Source organism: Pseudaestuariivita rosea, from assembly GCF_017592335.1.
Lineage (GTDB): Bacteria > Pseudomonadota > Alphaproteobacteria > Rhodobacterales > Rhodobacteraceae > Parasulfitobacter > Parasulfitobacter rosea.
Window position 1 is genome coordinate 264904 of the sequence record NZ_JACNMP010000001.1, and the last position, 22382, is coordinate 287285.

23 protein-coding genes are annotated in these 22382 nt (G+C 56.8%); 13 read left to right on the forward strand and 10 right to left on the reverse strand.

All coding sequences use genetic code 11. The annotated features are described in order from the left end of the window. Positions 1–34: 34 nt before the first annotated feature. The gene (locus H7848_RS01270; protein ID WP_208347362.1) at positions 35–1543 is read right to left on the reverse strand and encodes a DUF2125 domain-containing protein; all 1509 of its coding nucleotides are present in this window, start codon (positions 1541–1543) and stop codon (positions 35–37) included. Positions 1544–1671: 128 nt separating this feature from the next. On the opposite strand from H7848_RS01270, the gene H7848_RS01275 reads away from it, so the two are divergent. Both H7848_RS01275 and H7848_RS01280 read left to right on the forward strand, forming a co-directional pair. Further along, a complete protein-coding gene (locus H7848_RS01275) occupies positions 1672–2421 on the forward strand; it encodes an SDR family oxidoreductase (RefSeq protein ID WP_208347363.1) in 750 nt (249 codons plus the stop codon). Then, complete coding sequence (locus tag H7848_RS01280; RefSeq protein ID WP_208347364.1) at positions 2418–3026, forward strand: enoyl-CoA hydratase/isomerase family protein; 609 nt, start codon at positions 2418–2420, stop codon at positions 3024–3026. The genes H7848_RS01275 and H7848_RS01280 overlap by 4 nt, the downstream gene beginning before the upstream one ends. Here the strand turns inward: H7848_RS01280 and H7848_RS01285 are convergent. Beyond that, on the reverse strand, positions 3023–3319 hold the full coding sequence (locus tag H7848_RS01285) for an HNH endonuclease family protein (protein ID WP_208347366.1): 297 nt from the start codon (positions 3317–3319) through the stop codon (positions 3023–3025). The genes H7848_RS01280 and H7848_RS01285 overlap by 4 nt on opposite strands. Positions 3320–3354: 35 nt before the next feature. Between H7848_RS01285 and H7848_RS01290 the strand changes: the two genes are divergently transcribed. Then, entirely contained in the window at positions 3355–4533 is a 1179-nt protein-coding gene (locus tag H7848_RS01290; RefSeq protein ID WP_419555483.1) for a TIGR03862 family flavoprotein, read from the forward strand. Here H7848_RS01290 and H7848_RS01295 read toward each other — a convergent pair. The 4 genes from H7848_RS01295 to leuS form a co-directional block, all read right to left on the reverse strand. Then, complete coding sequence (locus tag H7848_RS01295; RefSeq protein ID WP_208347368.1) at positions 4512–4883, reverse strand: hypothetical protein; 372 nt, start codon at positions 4881–4883, stop codon at positions 4512–4514. The two genes, H7848_RS01290 and H7848_RS01295, sit on opposite strands and share 22 nt — an antisense overlap. A gap of 96 nt (positions 4884–4979) precedes the next feature. Then, positions 4980–6002: a DNA polymerase III subunit delta gene (gene holA, locus H7848_RS01300; RefSeq protein WP_208347370.1), complete on the reverse strand. Its 1023-nt coding sequence runs from the start codon at positions 6000–6002 to the stop codon at positions 4980–4982. Between the two features lie 2 nt (positions 6003–6004). After that, complete coding sequence (lptE, locus tag H7848_RS01305) at positions 6005–6487, reverse strand: LPS assembly lipoprotein LptE (RefSeq protein ID WP_208347372.1); 483 nt, start codon at positions 6485–6487, stop codon at positions 6005–6007. Next, positions 6474–9023 (reverse strand): leucine--tRNA ligase, encoded by a 2550-nt coding sequence (gene leuS / locus H7848_RS01310; protein ID WP_208347374.1) that lies wholly within the window; start codon positions 9021–9023, stop codon positions 6474–6476. The genes lptE and leuS overlap by 14 nt, the downstream gene beginning before the upstream one ends. Before the next feature lie 158 nt (positions 9024–9181). Between leuS and H7848_RS01315 the strand changes: the two genes are divergently transcribed. Next, positions 9182–10411 (forward strand): glycosyltransferase, encoded by a 1230-nt coding sequence (locus tag H7848_RS01315; RefSeq protein ID WP_208347376.1) that lies wholly within the window; start codon positions 9182–9184, stop codon positions 10409–10411. Here H7848_RS01315 and H7848_RS01320 read toward each other — a convergent pair. Beyond that, the gene (locus H7848_RS01320; RefSeq protein ID WP_208347377.1) at positions 10408–10887 is read right to left on the reverse strand and encodes a DUF3576 domain-containing protein; all 480 of its coding nucleotides are present in this window, start codon (positions 10885–10887) and stop codon (positions 10408–10410) included. The genes H7848_RS01315 and H7848_RS01320 overlap by 4 nt on opposite strands. 250 nt (positions 10888–11137) lie before the next feature. On the opposite strand from H7848_RS01320, the gene H7848_RS01325 reads away from it, so the two are divergent. From H7848_RS01325 to H7848_RS01335, 3 genes are all read left to right on the forward strand, one after another. Further along, positions 11138–12268 (forward strand): porin, encoded by a 1131-nt coding sequence (locus H7848_RS01325; RefSeq protein ID WP_208347379.1) that lies wholly within the window; start codon positions 11138–11140, stop codon positions 12266–12268. 101 nt (positions 12269–12369) lie between these two features. Continuing rightward, a complete protein-coding gene (locus H7848_RS01330) occupies positions 12370–13845 on the forward strand; it encodes a sulfotransferase (protein WP_208347381.1) in 1476 nt (491 codons plus the stop codon). Beyond that, positions 13832–14494: a YggS family pyridoxal phosphate-dependent enzyme gene (locus H7848_RS01335; protein ID WP_208347382.1), complete on the forward strand. Its 663-nt coding sequence runs from the start codon at positions 13832–13834 to the stop codon at positions 14492–14494. Before H7848_RS01330 ends, H7848_RS01335 begins: the two co-directional genes overlap by 14 nt. Here the strand turns inward: H7848_RS01335 and H7848_RS01340 are convergent. Both H7848_RS01340 and ribA read right to left on the reverse strand, forming a co-directional pair. Further along, positions 14487–14981, reverse strand: a complete 495-nt coding sequence (locus tag H7848_RS01340; protein WP_208347383.1) for a L,D-transpeptidase family protein — start codon at positions 14979–14981, stop codon at positions 14487–14489. The two genes, H7848_RS01335 and H7848_RS01340, sit on opposite strands and share 8 nt — an antisense overlap. Then, a complete protein-coding gene (gene ribA / locus H7848_RS01345) occupies positions 14978–16063 on the reverse strand; it encodes a GTP cyclohydrolase II (RefSeq protein WP_208347384.1) in 1086 nt (361 codons plus the stop codon). Before ribA ends, H7848_RS01340 begins: the two co-directional genes overlap by 4 nt. 138 nt (positions 16064–16201) lie before the next feature. Between ribA and H7848_RS01350 the strand changes: the two genes are divergently transcribed. The 5 genes from H7848_RS01350 (at position 16202) to H7848_RS01370 (ending at position 19659) form a co-directional block, all read left to right on the forward strand. Beyond that, positions 16202–16888 (forward strand): response regulator transcription factor, encoded by a 687-nt coding sequence (locus H7848_RS01350; protein ID WP_208347385.1) that lies wholly within the window; start codon positions 16202–16204, stop codon positions 16886–16888. A gap of 175 nt (positions 16889–17063) precedes the next feature. Next, positions 17064–17852, forward strand: coding sequence for an exodeoxyribonuclease III (locus H7848_RS01355; protein WP_208347386.1), 789 nt, complete (start codon positions 17064–17066; stop codon positions 17850–17852). A gap of 50 nt (positions 17853–17902) precedes the next feature. Then, positions 17903–18811, forward strand: coding sequence for a thioredoxin (gene trxA, locus H7848_RS01360; protein ID WP_208347387.1), 909 nt, complete (start codon positions 17903–17905; stop codon positions 18809–18811). 27 nt (positions 18812–18838) lie between these two features. Beyond that, complete coding sequence (locus H7848_RS01365; protein ID WP_208347389.1) at positions 18839–19483, forward strand: LON peptidase substrate-binding domain-containing protein; 645 nt, start codon at positions 18839–18841, stop codon at positions 19481–19483. A gap of 23 nt (positions 19484–19506) precedes the next feature. After that, positions 19507–19659: a Trm112 family protein gene (locus tag H7848_RS01370; protein WP_208347457.1), complete on the forward strand. Its 153-nt coding sequence runs from the start codon at positions 19507–19509 to the stop codon at positions 19657–19659. Here the strand turns inward: H7848_RS01370 and H7848_RS01375 are convergent. Next, positions 19656–20918, reverse strand: a complete 1263-nt coding sequence (locus H7848_RS01375) for a UbiH/UbiF/VisC/COQ6 family ubiquinone biosynthesis hydroxylase (RefSeq protein ID WP_208347391.1) — start codon at positions 20916–20918, stop codon at positions 19656–19658. The two genes, H7848_RS01370 and H7848_RS01375, sit on opposite strands and share 4 nt — an antisense overlap. Positions 20919–20965: 47 nt before the next feature. Here H7848_RS01375 and H7848_RS01380 point away from each other — a divergent pair, with 47 nt between their 5' ends. Continuing rightward, on the forward strand, positions 20966–22297 hold the full coding sequence (locus tag H7848_RS01380) for an amidase (protein ID WP_237072487.1): 1332 nt from the start codon (positions 20966–20968) through the stop codon (positions 22295–22297). Positions 22298–22382 lie beyond the last annotated feature (85 nt).

Here is a 22382-nt window from a genome sequence, read left to right on the forward strand (position 1 = left end):
AAGCGGGGCAACCGCCAAGGGCTGCCCCAATTGATCAGCGCAGGCGCTGGCCGTTTGCCAGAACGTGACCTTCGTCGTTGACTTCAACAGTCGATGTCAGGGTGTCTTCACCTTCGCCCGGAACGGCAAACATACCCATCATCATGCGTGCGCCCATCGCCTGATCTTCGGGCAAAAGACCCATTGAAACAAGCGTGTCCAGCAAGCCATTGGCACCTTCGAGATTGAAGTTGATCGACCCTAGGGGGCGGGGCATGCCGTCGAATGTTTCCAGATCGGTGTTGTCAAAGGTAAAGGCACCATCGCCGGTCAGCCGTGCGCCGACAGCCTGAACCAGAAGGTTGTTCAGGTTCACCTCATACAGCTCAACCGGCGTTTCGGCCATCATCATCTCTTGCGACTGCTCGGGGTCCATGATGTCGAACAGCCAGCTCATCGTGCCTGTCAGATCAAACGCAACGGTCGCCGGATCGCGTGGCAGTGCTTCGCCCGGGTCGAACATATTCCACAAAAGATCGCTCATGGAAAATTCGCTGAAAGACAGACCCAGTTCGAAATCCGCGGGCTCTTCCGTCTGGGCGACCGGCATTTCGAAGGCATACCCATAGCTTGCCATGTCCAGTTCGACCGGTATGGGCAGTTCGCTGGACTGGACGTTTACGGCCAGATCCTGGGCTTCGCCTTCGTAGCGCATGGTGTTGCCGCCCATTTCAAGGCTCATTTGCCCGCCGCCCGACGTCATGCTGCCGGATGCGGTATCGCTGCCTTCCTCAAAGCTGAAAGTGTAGTTTGCGTCATCAAACCGGTAGCCGCCATTAATGGTGACATTATCAGCGAACAGTGAATTCGGATCGGCCATATCCAAGTCGTCGGGCATGTTGCTTAGGCCATCCATCACCAGATTGTTGATCGTGCCATCGACAATGAACCGGCCCGAACCCTGTGGATCCTGGATATCGACGTCAATCACCGCGGTTTCAGCGGTCACGTCCTGTTCAACGCGCCGCGTTCCGCCAGGCGTAACCAGATACGTCCCGGATATATCGTTCAGCGTGAAATCAGCGATCAGTTCAAACACATCCTCACCATCGCGAATTTCGTCAATAGAGAATGTCATGCTGTCGGCGGACAGATCATAGTTCATTTCTTCGGGCGATCCGCTGACCGTCATCAAAAATGCCTGCTGGCCAACGCTCATCCGCATTTCGTCGAACTCGGAAAAGGGCGAATTATCGGTGAATGTGATGATGTAGTCGGTGTCCATTGTCACCGAAACAGTGCCGTCGCCCATTTCGCGCAGGGACATATCGGGAAATCTGATCAGCATTTCGGTCTGATCGTCTGTTGTCGTCGCACTGACGCCTGTCACCCGCAGGGTATCACCGGTGCGGTCTGCTGATCCCGTGTCGATCGTGTCACCGTATTGAACCAGTGATTTTTGCCAGTCTTCCCAAACCTGATCGGCAGTAATATCGGCTGAAATAGCTGTTGTGCTCAATAAAATTGCTGCAGCGCTTAAAGCACTTTTTGATATATGGGTCATTTGAATCCTCTCACCCAGAGTAAACACTGGCGCTATTTTCTGCTGACCGACGGGGAAGTGCAAGGGCCGAAGCATCTGGACGCCGGAAATTGCGCGACATAGAAATATGGACAGAGGGGGCGATCATCATGGATTTAACTGGAAAAACGGTACTGATCACGGGTGCCAGTCGTGGGATTGGGGCTGAAACGGCGAAAACTTTTGCAAAAGCGGGGGCGAATGTTGCCCTGCTGGCGCGCAGCAGCGACGAAATCGCGCAGCTGGCAGGTGATATCGGCAGTCAGGCGCTGGCGATCCCATGTGATGTGAGTCGATTTTGGGAGGTCGAGGCCGCGATCAACGCAGCACACAAGGAATTCGGCAGCCTCGATATTGTGATCAACAACGCCGGTGTGATCGAACCCATCGCGCATATGGCCGACGCTGATCCCGATGCCTGGGGGCAAATTATCGATATCAATCTGAAGGGCGTCTTTTACGGAATGCGTGCCGCGTTGCCGGTTATGCTGTCCGCAGGTGCGGGGACGATCCTGACCATTTCATCCGGCGCAGCCCATGGCCCGGTTGAGGCCTGGAGCCACTATTGCGCATCAAAGGCCGGTGTCGCCATGTTAACCCGCTGTGTTGACAATGAATACGGCGATAAAGGCATCCGGGCTATGGGTCTGTCCCCCGGAACGGTCGCCACGCAGATGCAGCGTGAAATTAAGGACAGTGGCATCAACCCGGTCAGTCAGTTGGATTGGGACGTGCACATCCCCGCCGATTGGCCTGCCAGGGCACTGCTGTGGATGTGTTCGCAAGATGCGGATGAGTTTATCGGCGATGAAATCTCATTGCGTGACGAAGATATCCGCCGGCGGGTCGGGCTGATATGATTGATCTTCACGATCATGACGGGCTTTGGATCATCACGCTGAACCGACCGGACAAGGCCAATTCGCTGACCAAGGCGATGATGGAAGAACTGACCGATATCGCAGATCGCGCGCAGGCGGCCCGCGCTGTGATCATGACCGGCAGTGGCAAGGTTTTCAGCGCAGGCGCCGATCTGAATGAGGCGCGTGCGGGTCTTGCCACCGATGACGTTTGGGAACGACTGTCCGGCCGTATCGCCGCTTTGCCCTGCCTGACGATTGCGGCTTTGAACGGTACGCTTGCTGGGGGTGCCTTTGGTATGGCCCTGGCCTGTGATCTGCGGATTGCCGTGCCTCAGGCCAAGTTTTTCTATCCAGTGATGAAGCTGGGTTTTCTGCCCCAACCGTCCGATCCGAAACGTATGGCAGCCCTGATTGGTGCGGCGCGGACCAAGTATATTCTGATGGGCGGTCAAAAGATCACGGCTGAACAGGCCTATCACTTTGGGCTGATCGAACAGATCGTTCAACCTGACGATCTTATGGAAACGGCGAAGACGCTGTGCATCGATGCGCTGGCCGCATCGCCTGACATCCATCACGGGATCAAGGCGCTGTGCCGCTAACGTTTGCGCCGCGTACCGGGGGTTTTCGAATGAAAATCAGGGGGCCGTTTGCTGACCCATTTGATGAATTTCTCAAGCCGCGGGTGGCTGCGCAGCGCCTCGATCGTATTATAGCTGCGGGCCAATTCAGCCTCGGTCACCGTCGCGTGGATTTCGTTATGACAAATCTGATGCAACAAAACGACCGGCCCGCCCTTACCACCTTTCAGCTTTGGGATCAGATGATGCAGGCTTTGCTTGGCGTGCTGTGGGATCGGGCGGTCACACAAGGGGCAGATCGGCGCGTCTTCCATAGTGTCAGGTCTAGCGCATCAGGTGGATTTGCCAAGTGACCGACGCATTGGTGATCGGCGCTGGCCCTGCCGGTCTGATGGCGGCCGAACAGTTGGCCGAAGCGGGCCACCGGGTGTTGGTGGCCGAGGCAAAGCCGTCTGTCGGGCGAAAATTCCTGATGGCCGGGAAATCCGGGCTGAACTTGACGAAAGACGAACCGTTATCGCAACTTCTGACGGCATACGGGGAATACGAAGCACCGCTGGACCGTATCATCACAGATTTTGACGCAGCCGCAGTGCAGGACTGGGCCGACGGCTTGGGTCAAGACATCTTCACCGGGTCATCCCGTCGGGTCTTTCCGAAGGTTATGAAGGCCTCGCCCCTGCTGCGCGCGTGGCTGGCGCGGCTGGATGATCACGGTGTTCAGATCAGGACGCGCTGGCGGTGGACCGGGTGGGATGGCGATGCCCATATGTTCGACACCCCCGACGGACCTCAGACCGTACGGCCCGCCACCACGATCTTTGCAATGGGTGGGGCCAGTTGGGCGCGGCTGGGGTCAGATGGCGCCTGGGCGCCGGTTTTTCGGGAAAACCATATAAAACTGACCCCGTTTCAGCCGATCAATATGGGCCTGACTGTCGATTGGAGCCACCACATGGCGCCCCACTTCGGCCAACCGATAAAACCGCTGATCCTTAAAGCCGGAAACCAGCAATTGCGCGCAGAATGCACCATATCGCGTACGGGGCTAGAGGGTGGCGGTATCTATGCCGTATCGAAGCCGGTGCGCGACGGCGCCCCGCTTTATTTCGATCTGGCCCCGGACCTAAGCGAAGAGGATATCCAAAAGCGGCTGCAAACTTCGCCCAAAACCAGCCTGACAAACCGATTGCGCAAGGCGCTTAGGCTTTCGCCCGCGAAAACGGCCTTGCTGATGGAATTCGGCCGCCCCTTACCCGCTGATCCGGCGTCGCTGATCAAGAACCTACCCATCAAACACGCGGGGCCCCGACCGATGGACGAGGCGATATCGACCTCGGGCGGGGTCAGTTGGGATGCATTGGACGAAAATCTGATGTTAAAGGTGCGGCCCGGCACATTCTGCGCAGGCGAAATGATCGATTGGGATGCACCAACGGGCGGCTATCTGATCACGGCCTGCCTGGCCACCGGACGACGCGCGGGTCAAAGCGCTGCACGGTGGCTTCAAAACGCTTCCCGGTCATAGAAAAAACACTGATACTGCGTTTCGGCATCCTGCACGACCTGTTCGGCAAAGATCGCGGCATCCTGTTCTGCCGTTTCCAGATCCAGATCACCGTTTTCAACCGCTTGTGCCGCATATTCCGTCGCAAAGGTTGTCAGGCTGGTGTCAACAAATTCATGCGCTGAGGCTGCGCGCTGTTCGGTTTCTTCGCTATCTGCGCCCACCTCACATTTATATCGCATTACAGCCGTGCCATCGGCCGTCTCAAATTCAAAGCTTTGCCGTTCTGGAAATGCTGTTGCAATGGGATCGGGGGCTTCGCATGCAGCCAAAACGAAAATCAGTCCAACCGATCCCAGGAATACGCGCATCAAACCCTCCTAAACACACAATCCATGGTGGCAGAGCGTGTCCGAAAAGCAAGGGGTTGTGTTTGTTTTAACACCGGGTGTCACTGGACTGCCGCGCTATCGTCGGCCCAGCATCGACAAACGGATCAGGGCCCTTTCCATCAAAGCCATTTGCGGTGCCTGCGCGGTGGAGCGCAGCTGCAGATCGGTGTCGGTCAGAATACCAAGTGCCTGTTCCAGTTTGAACATGCCCCAGGACTGTGCCTGTCGCAGCATCCGATCCCGTCGCGGCCCAAAAACGGGGGGTCGTGCCTTGGCAATACCGGACCCTGGCCCGCCTGGATCTGAGGTGGCGGCGTGTAACGTCCGAAAATGCCGTGTTGCCGCGATACACAACCCGACGGGCTGCGCCCCTTGCGCCTCAAGCCTCAGCAAAAGCGGCCCGATCTCAGATGTGCGTGCTTCGGCGACAATATGCAGGATGTCATCCATATCCGCCTCGGTCGAGGCGGGCGCACAGGTTGTGATATCGTCCGAATTGACCGGGGACGTGTCGTTCAGTTTATAAAGCGCCAGCTTTTCGATGGTCTGACGAAAATCGCCGGGATCAAGCACGCGGGACAGGTCCGTCAGGTCCGCCATGGCCTGACTATCGATATTGTCCAGACCCGCCTTGGCCAATATACCTTCGATTTCAGCCCGCGATGGCGGGTCGTCGTAAATGCCCACTGCATAGGCATTTGTATGACCTTCAAACAGTTTGCGTAAGCTGGATCGTGCAGGCAGTTGCCCGGCTGTAACAATGACCTGCGCATCGCCTGCCTGCCAATCTTCCAACGCCGCTGCGATTGTCTTGCTTAGCCCATCGCCCGCCTCTTCCACAAAGGCCACACGCGGGCCGGGGAAAAAACCCTGTGCCTTGATGGCATCCGACAGCATCGCAGGGTCCTTGCGCAGATCGGCGGCCGCGATGCGGGTCAGGCGCATTTCTTCTTCGCCCTGGGGGCCGATCAGGGCTGCGATGATCTCTTGCCGCTTCAAAGCGACCCGCATGGCATCAGCGCCGTAGATCAATAGCCCGGTCTTATTCGGATCGGGCTTGCCAAAATAGGAAGTTGCATCGCGGGCCGAAAGCTTCATCGTCAGAAATCGTTGGACGCAGCGATCAACTGGCTGACGACCTGATCGGCCATCGCCGTCATCAGTCGTTCATAGGCGTCGCGTTCGGCTGCCTGGGTTGCCACGGTCGTGCCCGTGGTGGAATAACTGGTAAAATTCATCACATCGCCATCTGTCAGCAGTGCACCAGTTGCGACATCGCTTAGGGCATATTGAATGCGGCCCGAAATGTTGAACCGTGTCGTCGATTGATCGGATGTCACCGCTACACCGGTTTCGTCGGTTTCGATCGTATAGCTTAGCATGTAGGCCGCAGATTGCGGGCGACCCAGGCGGTCTTCCAACTGACTGACAAAATCAAAGGCTGCTCGTGTTGTGGGTTCTTCAAAACTGATACGGCCGCGCAGCTTGGTCGCTTCGCCCGCGGGTCCATATACCGGCGCGAAGCCGCAGCCGGACAAAGCCGCTAAGCCACCTAAAACGAAAAGCCGTCTAGAGAACAACATTTACGATCCGCCCCGGCACAACGATCAGTTTCTTGGGTTTGCCCCCGTCCAGTGCGCGCATAACTGCAGCATCGGCCAGGGCCAGTTTTTCGACCTCATCTTTCGGCAAATCCTTGGCCACAGTAATTTCTGACCGCCGTTTGCCGTTGATCTGGATGGGCAGCGTCACGGTGTCTTCGACCAGCATGGCTTCATCAAACTGGGGCCAGGGTGCATTGGCGATCAGCCCTTCGCCGCCCAGCATCGACCAGATTTCTTCGGATAAATGCGGTGTCATGGGCGACATCAGTTGCGCCAGAACCTTGGCTGCCTGCCGTTTGGTGTCGGCACCCGCCTTCGATTTCTGCAGGGTGTTGGTAAAGGCGTAAAGCTTGGCGATGGCGGCGTTGAAGCCGAAGGATTCGACCCCCTGCGTCACATCGAAAATCGCCTTGTGCATCGCGCGCAGCAACTCGTCATCACCGGTGCCATCACCCGTTGCCTTGGCAATATCTTCAGCAATGCGCCACACGCGCGACAAGTGCTTGTACGTCGCCTCGGCCCCCGAGGCCGTCCATTCCACATCCCGCTCGGGCGGGCTGTCTGACAGCACAAACCACCGCGCCGTATCTGCGCCGTAGGTGGCGATGATATCTTCGGGATCGACCACGTTCTTCTTGGACTTCGACATCTTGATGATCGGGCCGATTTCAACCGGTGTTCCGTCGGCCAACTGGGGGCCGCTGTCCCCATGCACGATCTCATGCGGAAAGTGCCAGACCCGCACATCGTTGCGTTCGCGGTGCGGCGTTGAATAGGTTTCATGCGTCACCATGCCCTGAGTGAACAGCGCATCAAACGGCTCAATAGCCTTCTTCGGCAAATGACCCGTGATCTGCATCGCCCGTGCGAAAAAGCGGGAATAAAGCAGGTGCAAAATCGCGTGTTCAATCCCGCCGATATACTGATCAACATTCATCCAGTATGCGGCATCGTCCTGATCGACCGGCACATCGGCGTGGGGCGAGGTGAAACGTGCAAAATACCAGGAACTGTCGACGAATGTGTCCATCGTATCGGTTTCGCGCTTGGCCGGTTTCCCGCACGCCGGGCAAATGCAATCGCGCCATGTCGGATGCCGATCCAGCGGGTTGCCGGGGATGTCGAAGCTAACGTCATCGGGCAGCGCGATCGGTAGGTTTTCTTTCTTCTCAGGCACAATGCCGCAATCGTCACAATGCACAACGGGGATGGGGCAACCCCAATAGCGCTGGCGGCTTAACCCCCAGTCGCGCAGGCGGTATTTGACGACGCTGGTGCCTAGGCCTTTCGCCTCGAACCAATCGATGGTGGCATCGATCCCCTCTTGGCTCGTTGCCTCTCCTACGCCAGCGAAATGGTCGACATAGACGACCTTTTCCGTCTTCACGGGCACCAACGCGTCATTCTCAACCTCAACCTCGTGACCCGGCATGTAGAACGCGTTACGAACAGGCAGGTTGTATTTGCGGGCGAAATCCAGATCGCGCTGGTCATGTGCCGGGCAGCCAAAAACAGCGCCTGTACCGTAATCCATCAGGACAAAATTACCAACCCAGACGGGCAGCTCGATATCATCATAGACCGGATGCCGAACGGTTAAGCCGGTATCGAGGCCTTTCTTTTCGGCCTTTTCCATTGCCGCTTCGGTCGTGTCCATCTTGCGCGTTTCTGCGATGAAATCGGCCAATGCGGCGTCATCCTTGGCCAGGGCGCGAGACAGCGGATGTTCGGGCGAGATCGCGATAAAGCTTGCTCCGCGCATTGTATCAGGCCGGGTCGAATAGCAGACAATTGGATCGCCGCCATCCACGCGCTGGAAGGAAATCTCGATCCCCCGCGATTTGCCGATCCAGTTGGCCTGCATCAGCTTCACCTTGGCGGGCCAGTTATCCAGGCTGTCGATCGCGTCCAGCAGTTCTTCGGAATAATCACTGATCCGGAAGAACCACTGTGTCAGCTCGCGCCGTTCGACCTCGACACCCGACCGCCAGCCCTTGCCGTCGATCACCTGCTCATTGGCCAGAACGGTCATATCGACGGGGTCCCAGTTCACAACCGCGTTCTTGCGATAGATCAGCCCGGCGTCCAGCATATCGATGAACAGCGCCTGCTGCTGGCCATAGTATTCCGGATCACAGGTCGCAAAACTGCGGGACCAGTCGATGGCAAAGCCCAGGGGCTTCATCTGTTCGGTCATGATCCTGATGTTTTCATAGGTCCAGGTCTTGGGATGCCCACCGCTTTCCATCGCGGCGTTTTCCGCAGGCATCCCAAAGGCGTCAAACCCCATCGGATGCAGCACATTGAAACCGTTGGCCAGCTTGTACCGCGCGATCACGTCGCCCATCGTATAGTTGCGCGTGTGTCCGATATGGATACGCCCGGATGGATAGGGAAACATCTCAAGCACGTAATACTTCGGTTTATCCGTGCTGCGCACAGCATTGAATGTTTCGGCCTTATCCCAGGCCGCCTGCCATTTCTTTTCGATCTTAGCCGCGTCGTAACCCGACATCTGTATTCCCCGGTCTGAACCGCGCCAGCGGTATTACATTTAGCATGGGTGATAAGGCGCACAGCGGGCATGGTCCAGAGGATGTTCAAAAAACTGGTTTTCTTGCGCTGAAAGACGCGTCACAACAGCACCTGTCCACCAAAACTGTGCAGGCCCGTATGAATATCCTTTTCATCCACCAGAATTTTCCGGGTCAGTTCAAACATCTGGCCCCCGCGCTGGCGGCGCAAGGGCATCGCGTTGTCGCCCTGACCTGCCGGTTCAAGGAACGCAAACAGTGGCGCGGCGTCGATATCCTGCCCTATCCGCTGCAGAAACGATTTCAGACATCTGAACATCCCTGGCTGATCGATTTTGAGACCAAGATCATCCGGGCCGAGGCCTGCTATCGCGCGGCGCTGCAAGTGAAAGAGGCCGGGTTCACCCCCGACATCATCGTCAGCCACCCCGGGTGGGGTGAAAGCCTATACCTGCCACGTGTTTGGCCCAACGCCCGTGTGGGGATTTTTTGTGAACTTTATTACGATACGACCGACCAGACGAATTACTTCGACCCTGAATTTCAGGACCCCGTGACGACCGATGCGATGTGCCGTCTGGATATGAAAAACCTTAGCACAAAGTTGCATTTCGAATTTGCCAAGGCCGGCATCACACCCACCCAGTTTCAGTTTCAGACCTTCCCCAAGCAGTTTCAGGATCGCATTTCGGTCATTCATGACGGCATTGACACAAATGACGTGCGCCCCGATCCGGATGTCGTCTTTCGGGTGCCGGATGGCCCGACCCTGACCCGCCAGAACGAAGTCATCACCTTTATCAACCGCAATTTTGAGCCGATGCGGGGTTATCACATCTTTATGCGCGCTTTGCCGGAACTGCTGCGCGCCCGCCCCAACGCGCATGTGCTGATGGTGGGCGGTGACAGTGTCAGCTATTCAAAAGCGCCCGATGGAGGCAAAAGCTGGAAGCAGATGTTCATTGATGAGGTCCGCGCGCAGATCAGCGACAACGATTGGGCGCGTGTGCATTTTCTGGGGCGGGTCGATTATCCGGTTTTCAAGAAATTCCTGCAGGTCTCGACCGTCCATGTCTATCTGACCTACCCCTTCGTCCTGAGTTGGAGCCTGCTGGAAGCGATGAGCGCCGAATGCGCCATCATTGGCAGCGACACCAGCCCTGTCCGGGAACTAATCAGAAATGATGAAATCGGCATTCTGGTCGATTTCTTTGCCAAGGATCAGCTGGTTCAGGATATTAGCGCCTTGCTAGATGATTCTGACAAACGCGCTGTCCTTGGGCGGGCGGCGCGGCAGCATATCGTGGAAAACTACGATCTACAGACAAAGTGCCTGCCGCAACAGCTGGACTGGGTGCATAGCCTTTAAAGCTGCGTGTCCTCAATCCGCAACTGACGCGCCCGTGTCATGATGGCGTCTTCGACAGCCCGAACCGTTTCAATCGACGCAGGCCCGTTGCGCGTCTGCAGCGCGACCGTCAAAGACCGCGCATCCAGCGCCGGATCACGTACATAGATTGTCGCGCGATAGGCGCGATTCCCGCCGGGCGGCGTGCCAAACCCCATCACGATGATTCCCGAAAATGGATCGGCCGACTGAACCGGCATGAAATTCAGCACATCCAGCGACGCATCCCACAGATATTTATTCACCGCCACCTTGGTGTTGGGGTCATCATTATTGCTGAACAAATCCCACACAGTCGATTGCCGAACGCGCGGGTCTTCATCGGGGACCTCAACATCATTCGGCTCGGTAATGCTTCTGAAGGTGTCGCCACAGCCCGCCAGCAATACCAAAAGTAGTAAAACAATGCCTGATTTAGCCAAATAAGTGAGGCGCATCGCAAAAGCTCCATCCAAACGATCCACACTCCAATACCCAAGCCTGCTTTGGCCTACAAGGGCCTGTCATTTCCAATAATTACAATAGTGTGATCAGATTTGTGGCAAAGATGCACCAACCGGGGCTTTGTTAACGTCCAGTTTTGCGGCGTTCCTTGCAATCACCCTACGAAAGCTAGAAATACGCTGCATACCCAAACCGGATTCCCCCGGCTTGAGGTGCACGTTTTTGAAAAAACGAGGGAAAACGATGAAAAGAACTCTCCTAGCTACTACAGCTCTGGTCGCCTTCTCAGGCGCTGCCTTGGCTGAAATTGAAATCTCCGGCTCGGCCGAAATGGGCCTTGTTGGTGGTGACTATCGTTTCGGTAACTTCGATGGTGACATAGACATTGATGATCTGGAATCGACAACTCAATTCTGGACAGATGTTGACGTAAAGTTCACAATGACTGGTGAAACGGACGGCGGCTTGTCTTTCGGTACATCTGTTGATCTGGATGAAGCACCTGACCTGGATGCTGATGGCGAAACAGATGATGCGGACTTTAGTGTCTTCATCTCGGGTGGTTTCGGTACAATCACCTTGGGTGACACTGATGGTGCTATGGACTGGGCGATGACTGAAGCCGGTAACATCGGCAACCCAGGCACAATCAGCGACACAGAGACTGAGCATGCTGGTTACTTCGGCGCTTATCACGATGGCGCTGGTGATTATGACGGTCAGATCCTGCGTTACGACAACACAATCGGAAACTTTGGATTTGCAGTCTCGATTGAGCAAGGTGAATCTACAGGTGATGTAGGAGATTCATTTGAAATCTCAACAGATGTAGATGCTGGACCTGATGGTATTCTGGGTACTGGTGACGACGTTATCACTACTTCTTCTAATGTTGGTATAAATCAGCCTGTAGCCGAGATCGACTATGCCTTTGCTGTTGGTGTTAGCTATGCTGCACAATTTGGTGGTGTAGATCTTGACCTAGGCCTAGGTTACCAATCGATCGATTTCGAAGCCAGTGGTTCTGATGATGAAGACTCTGCTGATATTATTGGTGCAAGTGTTGCAGCCGATTTCGGCAATGGTTTTGAAGCTGGCTTCACATACACAACCGGTGATGTCCTGTTCCGAGAAGACTCAAGCCACTACAGCCTTGGTGTCGGTTATGAAACAGGCCCTGTTTCATTGCATGCTAACTACGGTATCTTTGATTTTGACGATGATAGCTCAGCTTCAGGTCTTGCCCTTGTCGGTGCCTATGACCTAGGCGGTGGTGCATCTGTTCAAGCTGGTTATGCAATCAGCACTTTGGACGATGGTGATGATGACGAGTCTTTCGACGACTTCTCACTGGGTCTGGCATTCTCGTTCTAATCGAACGTCACATGCTTAAAGAGAGAGCGGGCATTGCCCGCTCTTTTCTTTTGGGGGGATAGGGTGATAGCAGTTGGAGGAATTCCTGATCAGGGCGATCCATGCTGAATATCTCAACCGCGCAAATACCGTCATCCTTCAAACAGGCGCTGCAACTGCAGAAGACTGGCCGCTTGGCCGAGGCCGAGGCGATTTACAAAGCCATTCTGGCCATCGCCCCCAAACTGGCCGAGGCGCATTTCCAACTGGGACAAATCGCGCAAGCCAGACGAAACACCGCCTTGGCACTGGACCATCTGACCAAGGCCAAGGCGCTGAAACCCACCGAACCCGCGATCCTGATGGCTGAAGCTGCGTTGCTGGCCAGCACCGACCGCGAAACTGACGCCCTGAAATCCTATGACGCCCTGATCAACCTGGCCCCAAAGTCTATCAAACCCCGCGCCGACAAAGCCCTGTTGCTGCAGCGTATGGGCGATTTCAAAGCGGCCGAGGTTGAGTTCAAAAAGGCCTTAAAACTCAATCCACTAGACGGCGATCTGTACCGCACGTACCTGGCCACGAAAAAGCTGAAACCGGGCGACCCGCTGATCGCCACAATGAAAAAGGCCTATCAAAACCCCCAGGTCAAAGGGCGCAGCAAAACCCACCTTGGGTTTGCGCTGGCCAAAGCGATGGAGGAAACCGGCCAAACCGAAAAGGTCTTCAAATACCTGACACCCGCCAACCGCGCGATGGCCAAAGCCTTCCCCTATGACATCGCCGCGCGCGAGGCCGAAATTGATGCGCTGATCGACAGCTTCCAGGGCTTTGATTTCAAACCCGAAACCAAGCCAGACAACAGTTTTGCACCCATTTTCGTGACAGGCCTGCCACGGTCGGGCACGACGCTGGTGGAACAGATCATCTCAAGCCACCCAAAGGTCACCGCGGGCGGCGAAATGCGCCACGGCCTGCAACTGGCCTATGGTCTGCTTCAGACATCGCCCACAACATTCCGACCGATGGCAGATGTGAAATCCAATGATATCAAGACCTTTGCCACGACCTATCAGGACAAACTGCGCGAGCAGTGGGATTTCGACAGCCACATCACCGATAAATCAATCCAAAGCCACCTGATCATGGGTTTTCTGAAATATGCCATCCCGTCGGCCCGGATCATCGTTGTGCGCCGTGACCCGCGCGACATCGCCTTGTCGATCTACAAAAACGTCTTCGCCGATGGTACTCACCGCTATGCCTATGATCTGAAACACCTGGCGCGGTACATCAAGGCGTCGGATAAGATCATCGACTTCTGGCGTGAAAAATGGCCCGAGTGTTTTCATCAGATCAACTACGAAGATCTGGTTTCCGACCCCGATTCCCAGATTCGAAATCTGATCGCCGCGGCGGGGCTGGATTGGGACGACGCCTGTCTGGATTACAGCAGCAACGACCGCCAGGTGAAAACCCTCAGTATCCATCAGGTGCGTCAGCTGATCTATACCTCATCCACCCGCAACTGGGAAAAGTACCGCGATGACATGCAGCCCTTTCTGGATGAATGGGGGGACGCTGATGTCGCTGGCTGAGATCAAGGTAAAGATCGCGAAGGCCGAAGAAAAGGCGGGCCGCGTTCCGAGCTCAACCCATCTAATCGCCGTATCCAAAAAGCAGCCGAATGAACGCGTTGAGGCGGTTTTGGAACAGGGGCACCGTCTTTTCGGTGAAAACCGCGTGCAAGAGGCCGCAGCGAAATGGCCCGCGTTTAAGGACCGTTTTCCGGATACATCCGTCCATCTGATCGGGCCGCTGCAGACGAACAAGGCGCGGCAGGCGATGGAGCAATGTGACGCGATCCATTCCGTCGATCGTCCGAAACTGGCCCAGACCCTGGCCCGACTGGCGCAGGAGTTGGGTCACTGCCCGGATTTGTTCATTCAGGTCAACACGGGCGAAGAGGATCAGAAGGCTGGCGTTATTCCGACCGAAACTGATGATTTTATAAAGAAATGTCAAAGACTTGACCTACCCGTTGTTGGACTGATGTGCATCCCGCCCGTTGATGAGGAACCCTCACTTCATTTCGCGCTGCTCGCCAAGATTGCCGCCCGGAACGGACTGACTGGCCTGTCTATGGGCATGAGCGGTGACTTCGAACGCGCCATCGCCCAGGGTGCGACGCATATCCGCGTCGGGTCCGCCATCTTTGGCGAACGCCCGGCGCCTGCGGCTACTTGACGATCAGACGTGTTTGATAGGTGATCCGTTGCGCGATCCACTGCAGATGATCCCGCCGGAAGGCCACGCAGCCCTCGGTCGGATAGCCGGGTCGTCGCCATTGGTGCAGGAAAATGGCGGACCCCTTGCCTTTGACCGCCTGCGGCCAATTCCAATCAGTGATCAGGACAAGATCATATAGCGGATCGGCGCGGCGCAGCCTTTCATGGCTGAACCTGTGCGGCGCGCGCACCATAAGGTTATAGTTATCATCCGCCGGGTCATCCGACCAAAGATCGCAGGGCCGGATCGGAACAGCCCAATTGACCGGTTTAGCCAGACGATCAGGCCGATACAGCAGCCCAACGATCCTGTGAATGCCCCGTGGTGTCGCGCCGTCGCCTTCACGTTTGTTGTCGCTCAAACCACCACGCCCAATACTTATGGGAAAAAATTGCCTCCAAAATCGCACCCCCCGACGTGTGACAACCAAATCTTCAGGTGTCACAAAAGATGCCCTGATTTACTGGCCTTGACCTTTAGGTAATGTGCGTTGTGGCGATTTTCGCCCACCCGTAAAGGAACCCTTTCGGCAACGGTAATATCATTTTCTTCCATCCGGGCGACCTTGGCGGGGTTATTCGTCATCAGCCGAACGGCCGAAAAGCCCATAGTCTTCAGAATAGTTGCGCCGATCCTGAAATCGCGTTCATCATCTTCGAAACCCAACCGATGGTTCGCCTCAACCGTATCAAAGCCCTGATCCTGCAGGGAATAGGCGCGCATCTTGTTGGCCAGGCCGATACCGCGCCCTTCCTGGTTCAGATACAGTAAAACGCCGTGGCCCTCGTCGCCCATATGACGCAATGCACCGCGCAATTGCGGGCCGCAATCGCATTTTAGGGATCCAAGCAGATCACCGGTGAAACAGGCCGAATGCAGCCGCGATAAAACGGGCTTATCCCGCGGCGGCTGGCCGATTTCGATGGCATAGTGCTCTTCCCCGCCATCATCTGGGCGAAACACATGCAACTGTCCTGCCTCGGATACCTCAAGCGGTAGGCGGGCGCGCACGATATCGGTCATGACACGGGGTTCATCGACCATCCCCAGACTATCCAGCTCAACCGCTGTCAAATCGTTGATAGATGAAAACGTCCAGGCGTTGGGAACAGGAAATACAATGGCCGCCGGCAAAAGGCGTGCGGATTTCACCAACTTGATCGCGGCGCGATGCAGGTCCGCTGATCCTTCACGTTCAGTACGAATCGGCCCTTTCAGCGGTATTTCAAGATCGAAGGCAGGATCTGCAATCGACCGCATCCAATCGATTTTCGCTTTCTTCGGGATCTTCACACGCGCCAGATCACCGTCATAGGCCCGTGCCCGCAAGGTATCAGCACGCCACACTGTGATTGCCAGCAATGGCTCGTCCAACTGCACAAGCGCATTACGCCAACGGCGTTCAGTCAATGTCTCAGCCGCAAAAACGACAGCAGATTCTTCACCCGCAATCACAACGGGCACACCCATGCGCAGATCAGACCGAGCGCGCGCAAGGCGTTCTATGGGATTCGGTGCAAAACTCATACCGATGACCTAGCCGATCTTGTTGCAAGATGAAACATTTAGGCGATTCCTGACACGACAGCGTGATCCTTTTGCAGGAAATCTTGTCAGATGCGTGATCGCGTTCCATGTGGGTTTCAACAAAACCGGAGAATGCAGATGGCTCAGCTTAAGAAAATATTGCTTGTCGATGATGACGAGGATCTGCGCGAAGCGCTTAGCGAACAGCTTGTCATGACCGAAGATTTCGACGTGTTTGAGGCTGGCAACGGTGCCGAGGCCATGGAGAAGACACGCGAATCGCTTTACGAACTGGTGATCCTGGATGTGGGCCTGCCCGACACCGATGGCCGTGAACTGTGCAGATTGATGCGCAAGCAGGGTGTGAAGTGCCCGATTCTTATGCTGACGGGCCATGATTCGGATGCTGATACCATCCTGGGCCTTGACGCAGGCGCAAATGATTATGTCACCAAGCCTTTTAAGTTTCCGGTGCTTTTGGCCCGCATTCGGGCACAATTAAGACAGCACGAACAATCCGAAGACGCCGTTTTCCAGCTTGGGCCATACACCTTTAAGCCCGCGCAGAAGCTTTTGGTCACCGAAGACGACAAGAAAATCCGCCTAACAGAAAAAGAGACCAATATATTAAAGTTCCTCTATCGCGCCACCGAAGGCGTCGTCGCGCGGGACGTTCTGCTGCACGAAGTCTGGGGATATAATGCGGGTGTCACAACACATACACTTGAAACGCATATCTATAGATTGAGACAAAAAATAGAACCAGATCCGTCAAACGCGCGCCTTCTTGTGACCGAATCCGGTGGCTATAGATTGGTGGCATAACGAGTAGTTGTTTGACCAGTACATCGGTCCGTTAGGGTACCAGCATCGCTCTACGGACCGAGCCTGAAATCCCCCACATGCCGGGGTTATGGCATGTACCTCCCTGTTGGACTGGCCGGGCCTTGTGCCCGGCCCTTTTTTATGGGCTGTTAGGGCACCATTGTCGGAGTGCCCCATGCCTTTCACCGTTGCCACCTGGAACATCAATTCGGTCCGCCTGCGCGAAGCGCTTGTCCTGAAACTTCTGCAGCAAGAGACGCCCGATATTCTGTGCCTGCAGGAATGCAAAAGCCCCGTCGACAAAATCCCGGTCGAGGCGTTTCACGGGCTGGGCTACACCCACATGGTTGCCCGCGGGCAAAAGGGCTACAATGGCGTTGCGATCCTGGCCAAACAGCCGCTGCAGGATGTGGGCAGCACCGATTTCGCCTCGCTCGGCCACGCGCGCCATGTCTCGGCACGGCTAGACAACGGCGTTACCATCCACAATCACTATGTGCCCGCGGGCGGCGATACACCGGATCGCGAACAGAACGAAAAATTCGGCCAGAAACTGGATTATCTGACCGAACTGCGCGACGCCTTCCACCAAGACAAACCGCAGAAATCGATCCTTGTCGGTGACCTGAACATCGCGCCCCTGGACCATGACGTCTGGGACCACAAAAAGATGCTGAAAGTCGTCAGCCACACCCCGATTGAGGTCGACCACCTGAAAGCCGCCCAGGATGCTGGGGCCTGGCAGGATGTGACGCGCAAAGACATTCCCGATGGCAAGCTTTATTCCTGGTGGTCCTACCGCGCGCGGGATTGGGATGCGGCCGACAAAGGGCGGCGGCTGGATCACATCTGGGCTACATCTGATATCGCGGGGGCCGCGCACAGCTCTCGTATCATGCGCGATGCGCGCGGTTGGGACAAACCCAGTGACCATGCCCCGGTTTTTGCGACGTTCGACCTTTGACAACTGCCGCGTCATTCCACATATCACGTCCAACAGAAGGATTCTGAGACATGATTGAACTAGGCCAAACCTCTGATGCCCCCGCGGGCGACCTGATCAAAGATTCGACCGAAGCAACATTCATGGCCGACGTGATCGAGGCCAGCCAGACCGTTCCCGTCATCGTCGATTTCTGGGCCACCTGGTGCGGGCCTTGCAAAACATTAGGCCCTATTTTGGAAGATGCCGTGACCAAGGCGGGTGGCAAGGTCAAAATGGTCAAGGTTGACGTTGACCGTAATCAACAGATCGCCGCACAGTTGCGCATCCAGTCGATGCCGACGGTCTATGCGTTCTGGCAGGGGCAGCCGGTTGACGGTTTCCAGGGCGCCTTGCCCGCGTCCGAGGTGCAGCAGTTTATCGACCGCGTCGTCGCCCTGACCGGTGACGATGGCGGTCTGGCCGACGCGGTCGAAGCTGCCGAGGCGATGCTGGCAGAAGGTGCCGCTGCTGACGCGGCCCAGACCTTTGCCGCCATTCTGGGCGAAGAACCGAATAATGCCGCGGCCTATGGCGGGCTGGTCCGCGCCCATCTGGCCATGGACGATCTGGATCAGGCCGAAGCCATCCTGAACGGCGCCCCGGCTGAAATCAGCAACGCGCCCGAACTTGAGGCCGCCCACGCTCAGCTGGAACTGGCCAAACAAGCCGCCGGGGCCGGTCCCATCGGTGATCTGAAGGCCCAGGTCGACGCCAACCCCGACGACCATCAGGCCCGTTTTGATCTGGCCACAGCCCTGCATGCCGGTGGTCAGGTGGATGAAGCCGTAGCCGAGTTGCTGGAACTTTTCCGCCGCGATCGGGATTGGAACGACGGGGCCGCAAAAACACAGCTTTTCACCATCTTCGACGCCCTGAAACCCGAAGATCCGATTGCCTTGAACGGACGTCGCAAACTTTCATCGATGATATTTGTCTAATACCCAAATCGGCCTAGGTAGACCGCTATGCTGAAACTTGCGGATTTGCCCGACGTCATTCCAGTTTTTCCACTGCCCGGGGCGCTTTTGTTGCCCCGTGCCCGGCTGCCATTGCATATTTTTGAGCCGCGCTATCTGGCGATGCTGGATGATACGCTAAAGACATCGCACAGGCTGCTGGGCATGATCCAACCCTACGAAGTGCCAGGGACCGATGAAAAACGTCTTCACTCTATCGGCTGCGCGGGGCGTCTTACGGCGTTTTCCGAAACCGAGGACGGCCGCTATATGATCACGCTTAGCGGAATTTGCAGGTTTCGCGTCACGAGTGAGATCACCGGTTTCACCCCTTACCGCCGGTGCGAGGTATCGTGGAAGGGCTTCGAACGCGATATCGGCGCACCCGAACATGACACTGGCTTTAAACGCGAAGGTTTTTTGGACCTTCTGGGCAAGTTTTTCGAAGCGCAGCAACTGTCAACAGACTGGAGCAGCCTGAAAGAGGCCGAAGACGAATTGCTGATCAACTCACTTTCAATGCTTTGTCCTTTCGACGCCGAAGATAAACAGGCCCTGCTCGAGGCCCCGTCGCTTGCCACGCGCCGCGAAACGCTGATAACGCTGATGGAATTCGCCCTGCGCGGCGGCACCAGCGAGGAAATTCTGCAGTGACCGAAACCACCTTTGACCGCCATATGCTTGAGGCACTGGTTTGCCCGCAAACCCATGAGCGTCTGGATTATGACGCGGACCAGCAGGAACTGATCTCAAAACGGGCCAAACTGGCCTTTCCCATCCGCAACGGCATTCCGATCATGCTGGTGGATGAGGCGCGCAAGCTGTCCTAAACTGGTTTCCCCTGCAACAGCTTCGGCACGTCGCCGGTCAGCCCCGCGGCCTCTCGGATAAAGGCGCGACGTGCACGGGGCAGCTTGTTGATCAGCCCCATCCCAAGATCACGGCCCAAACGCAGCAGCGCATTATCATTCGAAAACAGCCGGTTAAATCCATCTGTCGCCAGCGCAAGCGTGGCTGAATCAAACCGCCGCCAGCCTTCATACCGGTCCAGCACCGGGCGCGTACCGTGATCTTCGCCGCGCCGCCGTGCCTCCACCAGAACCTCAACCAAGGCCCCCACATCCCGCAGCCCGGCGTTCAGCCCCTGACCCGCAATCGGATGAATCCCGTGGGCCGCATCCCCGATCAGCGCCAGCCGGTCCGCCACAAAACTATTCGCTAGCGTCAGGTTCAGCGGATAGGAAAACCGTTTGCCGGCCAGCTTGATCTGACCCAGAAAATCCCCGAACCGCGGCCGCAGGGCATCCAGAAAATCACTATCGCTCATCTGCGTAATCTTGGCCGCTGTTTCCGTCTTTTCCGCCCAGACAATCGACGACCGATTGCCCGTCAGCGGCAAAATCGCCAGGGGTCCGGCTGGCATGAAAAACTGATGTGCAATGCCGTTGTTGGGCTTTTCATGCTCAATCGCGCAAACTAGCGCCGTCTGCCCGTAATCCCACCCGGTCCGCTTGATCCCGGCGCGTTCCGCCGTTCCGCTTTGCCGCCCATCCGACCCGACAATCATCCGCGCGGCCAGATCACGACCCGACGCCAGCGTCACGACAAAATGGGTCGCGTGAACCTCTTGCGTGATAACCGTTTCTTCGGGGATATAAGTGATGCGATCCTCGGCCTTGATCTGATCCAGAAACGCCCGCCGCAGATGCCGATCCTCGACCATAAAGCCCATCGGGCCTTCCTCAATCTCGGCATGGTCGAAATGCATGAAAAACGGCGACGCCCCTTCGCCCGCACGACCGTCTGATACCTTGATTTCCAAAATGGGCTGGCTGCTATCCCTAACCGCACCCCACACCCCGATGGCCGACAACAACCGTTGTGACGCCAGCGCCAGCGCATAGCTGCGCCCGTCAAAAGCAGGCAGGCGTCGGGTCGCTGTGGGCAGGCTGTCGACCAGCGTCACACGAAAGCCCGCCTGTGCGGCTGCAATCGCCATGGCTGACCCGTTTAACCCGGCCCCCACAATCAAAATATCGCTTATATTTTCCATATTTGGCAATATGGGCATCGGATCGGGATTGTCCATGCGTTTGGCTGTCGCTACCTTGCCGCAAAACCATCCATGGGGGTCACATGTGGCGTTGGAAGAAAATGGGCGCAGCCGCCCTGGGCCGTGGCATTGCGGCGGGTGAAATTGACCCGGTTGAGCTGACCCAGGGCTTTCTGGACACCATCAACGCACACCCGCTGAAAGATCGCATCTATGCCCGCCTGACCCCCGAACGGGCATTGTCCGAGGCGAAAGCCGCCGCCGCCCGCGCCAAGGCCGGGCAGCGCCTTAGCCCGCTGGACGGTGTGCCCGCATCCTGGAAAGATCTGTTCGACACCGCAGGCACCGCGACCGAGGCCGGATCAGCTCTGCTAAAGGGCCGCATACCTGATGACGACGCGCAGGTCCTGAAAAACGCAACCGCCATGGGCCTGATCTGCCTGGGCAAAACCCATCTGTCTGAACTGGCCTTTTCGGGGCTGGGCTATAACCCGGTCACCGCAACGCCGCCCTGTGTGAATGACGATCAGGCGGTGTCGGGCGGGTCATCGTCGGGGGCCGCGGCCTCGGTCGCCTTTCATCTGGCGCCTCTGGCCATCGGGTCCGACACCGGTGGGTCGGTGCGCCTGCCCGCGGCGTGGAACGATCTGGTCGGGCTGAAAACAACCTCGGGCCGGGTGTCGCTGCAGGGCGTCGTCCCGCTTTGTCCGAAGTTCGATACCGTCGGCCCGCTGTGCCATTCGGTCGAAGATGCGGCATTGGCGCTGGCAGTGCTTGAGGGCAACACGCCGATCGATCTGAACGGTGCGGGGCTCTCAGGGCGCCGCATGATGGTCCTGAAAACCGTGGCGCACGACGATCTGGCCGAACCTATTGCGGCCGAATTCGCCGCCAGCCTTGACCGGCTTGCTAGGGCAGGGGTTATCCTGGTCGAGGTCGACGCGCCCGAGGTGGCCGAAGCAATAGCCATCGCCGGTCCCCTTTTCACGGCCGAGGCCTATGGCACATGGGGCACCATGATTGAGGCTAACCCGGATATGATGTTCGACCAGGTCCGCGAACGTTTTCGCGCGGGGGCCCAGGTGAAGGCCCCGGACTACGTCGCCGCCTGGCAAAAGCTGGATCAGCTGCGCACCACGTTTCTGGCCCGCCTGTCGGGCTTCGACGCGGCCATCGTCCCATCGGCCCCCAACATGCCGCCCAAACTTGATCGCCTGATCGCGGATTCCGATTACTTCGTGACGCAAAACCTGCTGGCCCTGCGAAACACACGCATCGGCAATCTGATGGGCCTATGCGGTCTGACACTACCCACCCACACACCGTCCGTCGGGGTTACTTTGCTGGGCATGCCCTTCGCCGAAGAACGCCTGCTAAGACTGGGCCACGCCAGCGAAGAGCTGTTTCATCATTGAAATTTTGTGCTGATTTCAGGGGCGGCGCATGTTTGCCAAACTCTGTCGCAGTCCCGGACTTGATCCGGGACCTCTTGAGTCTAAT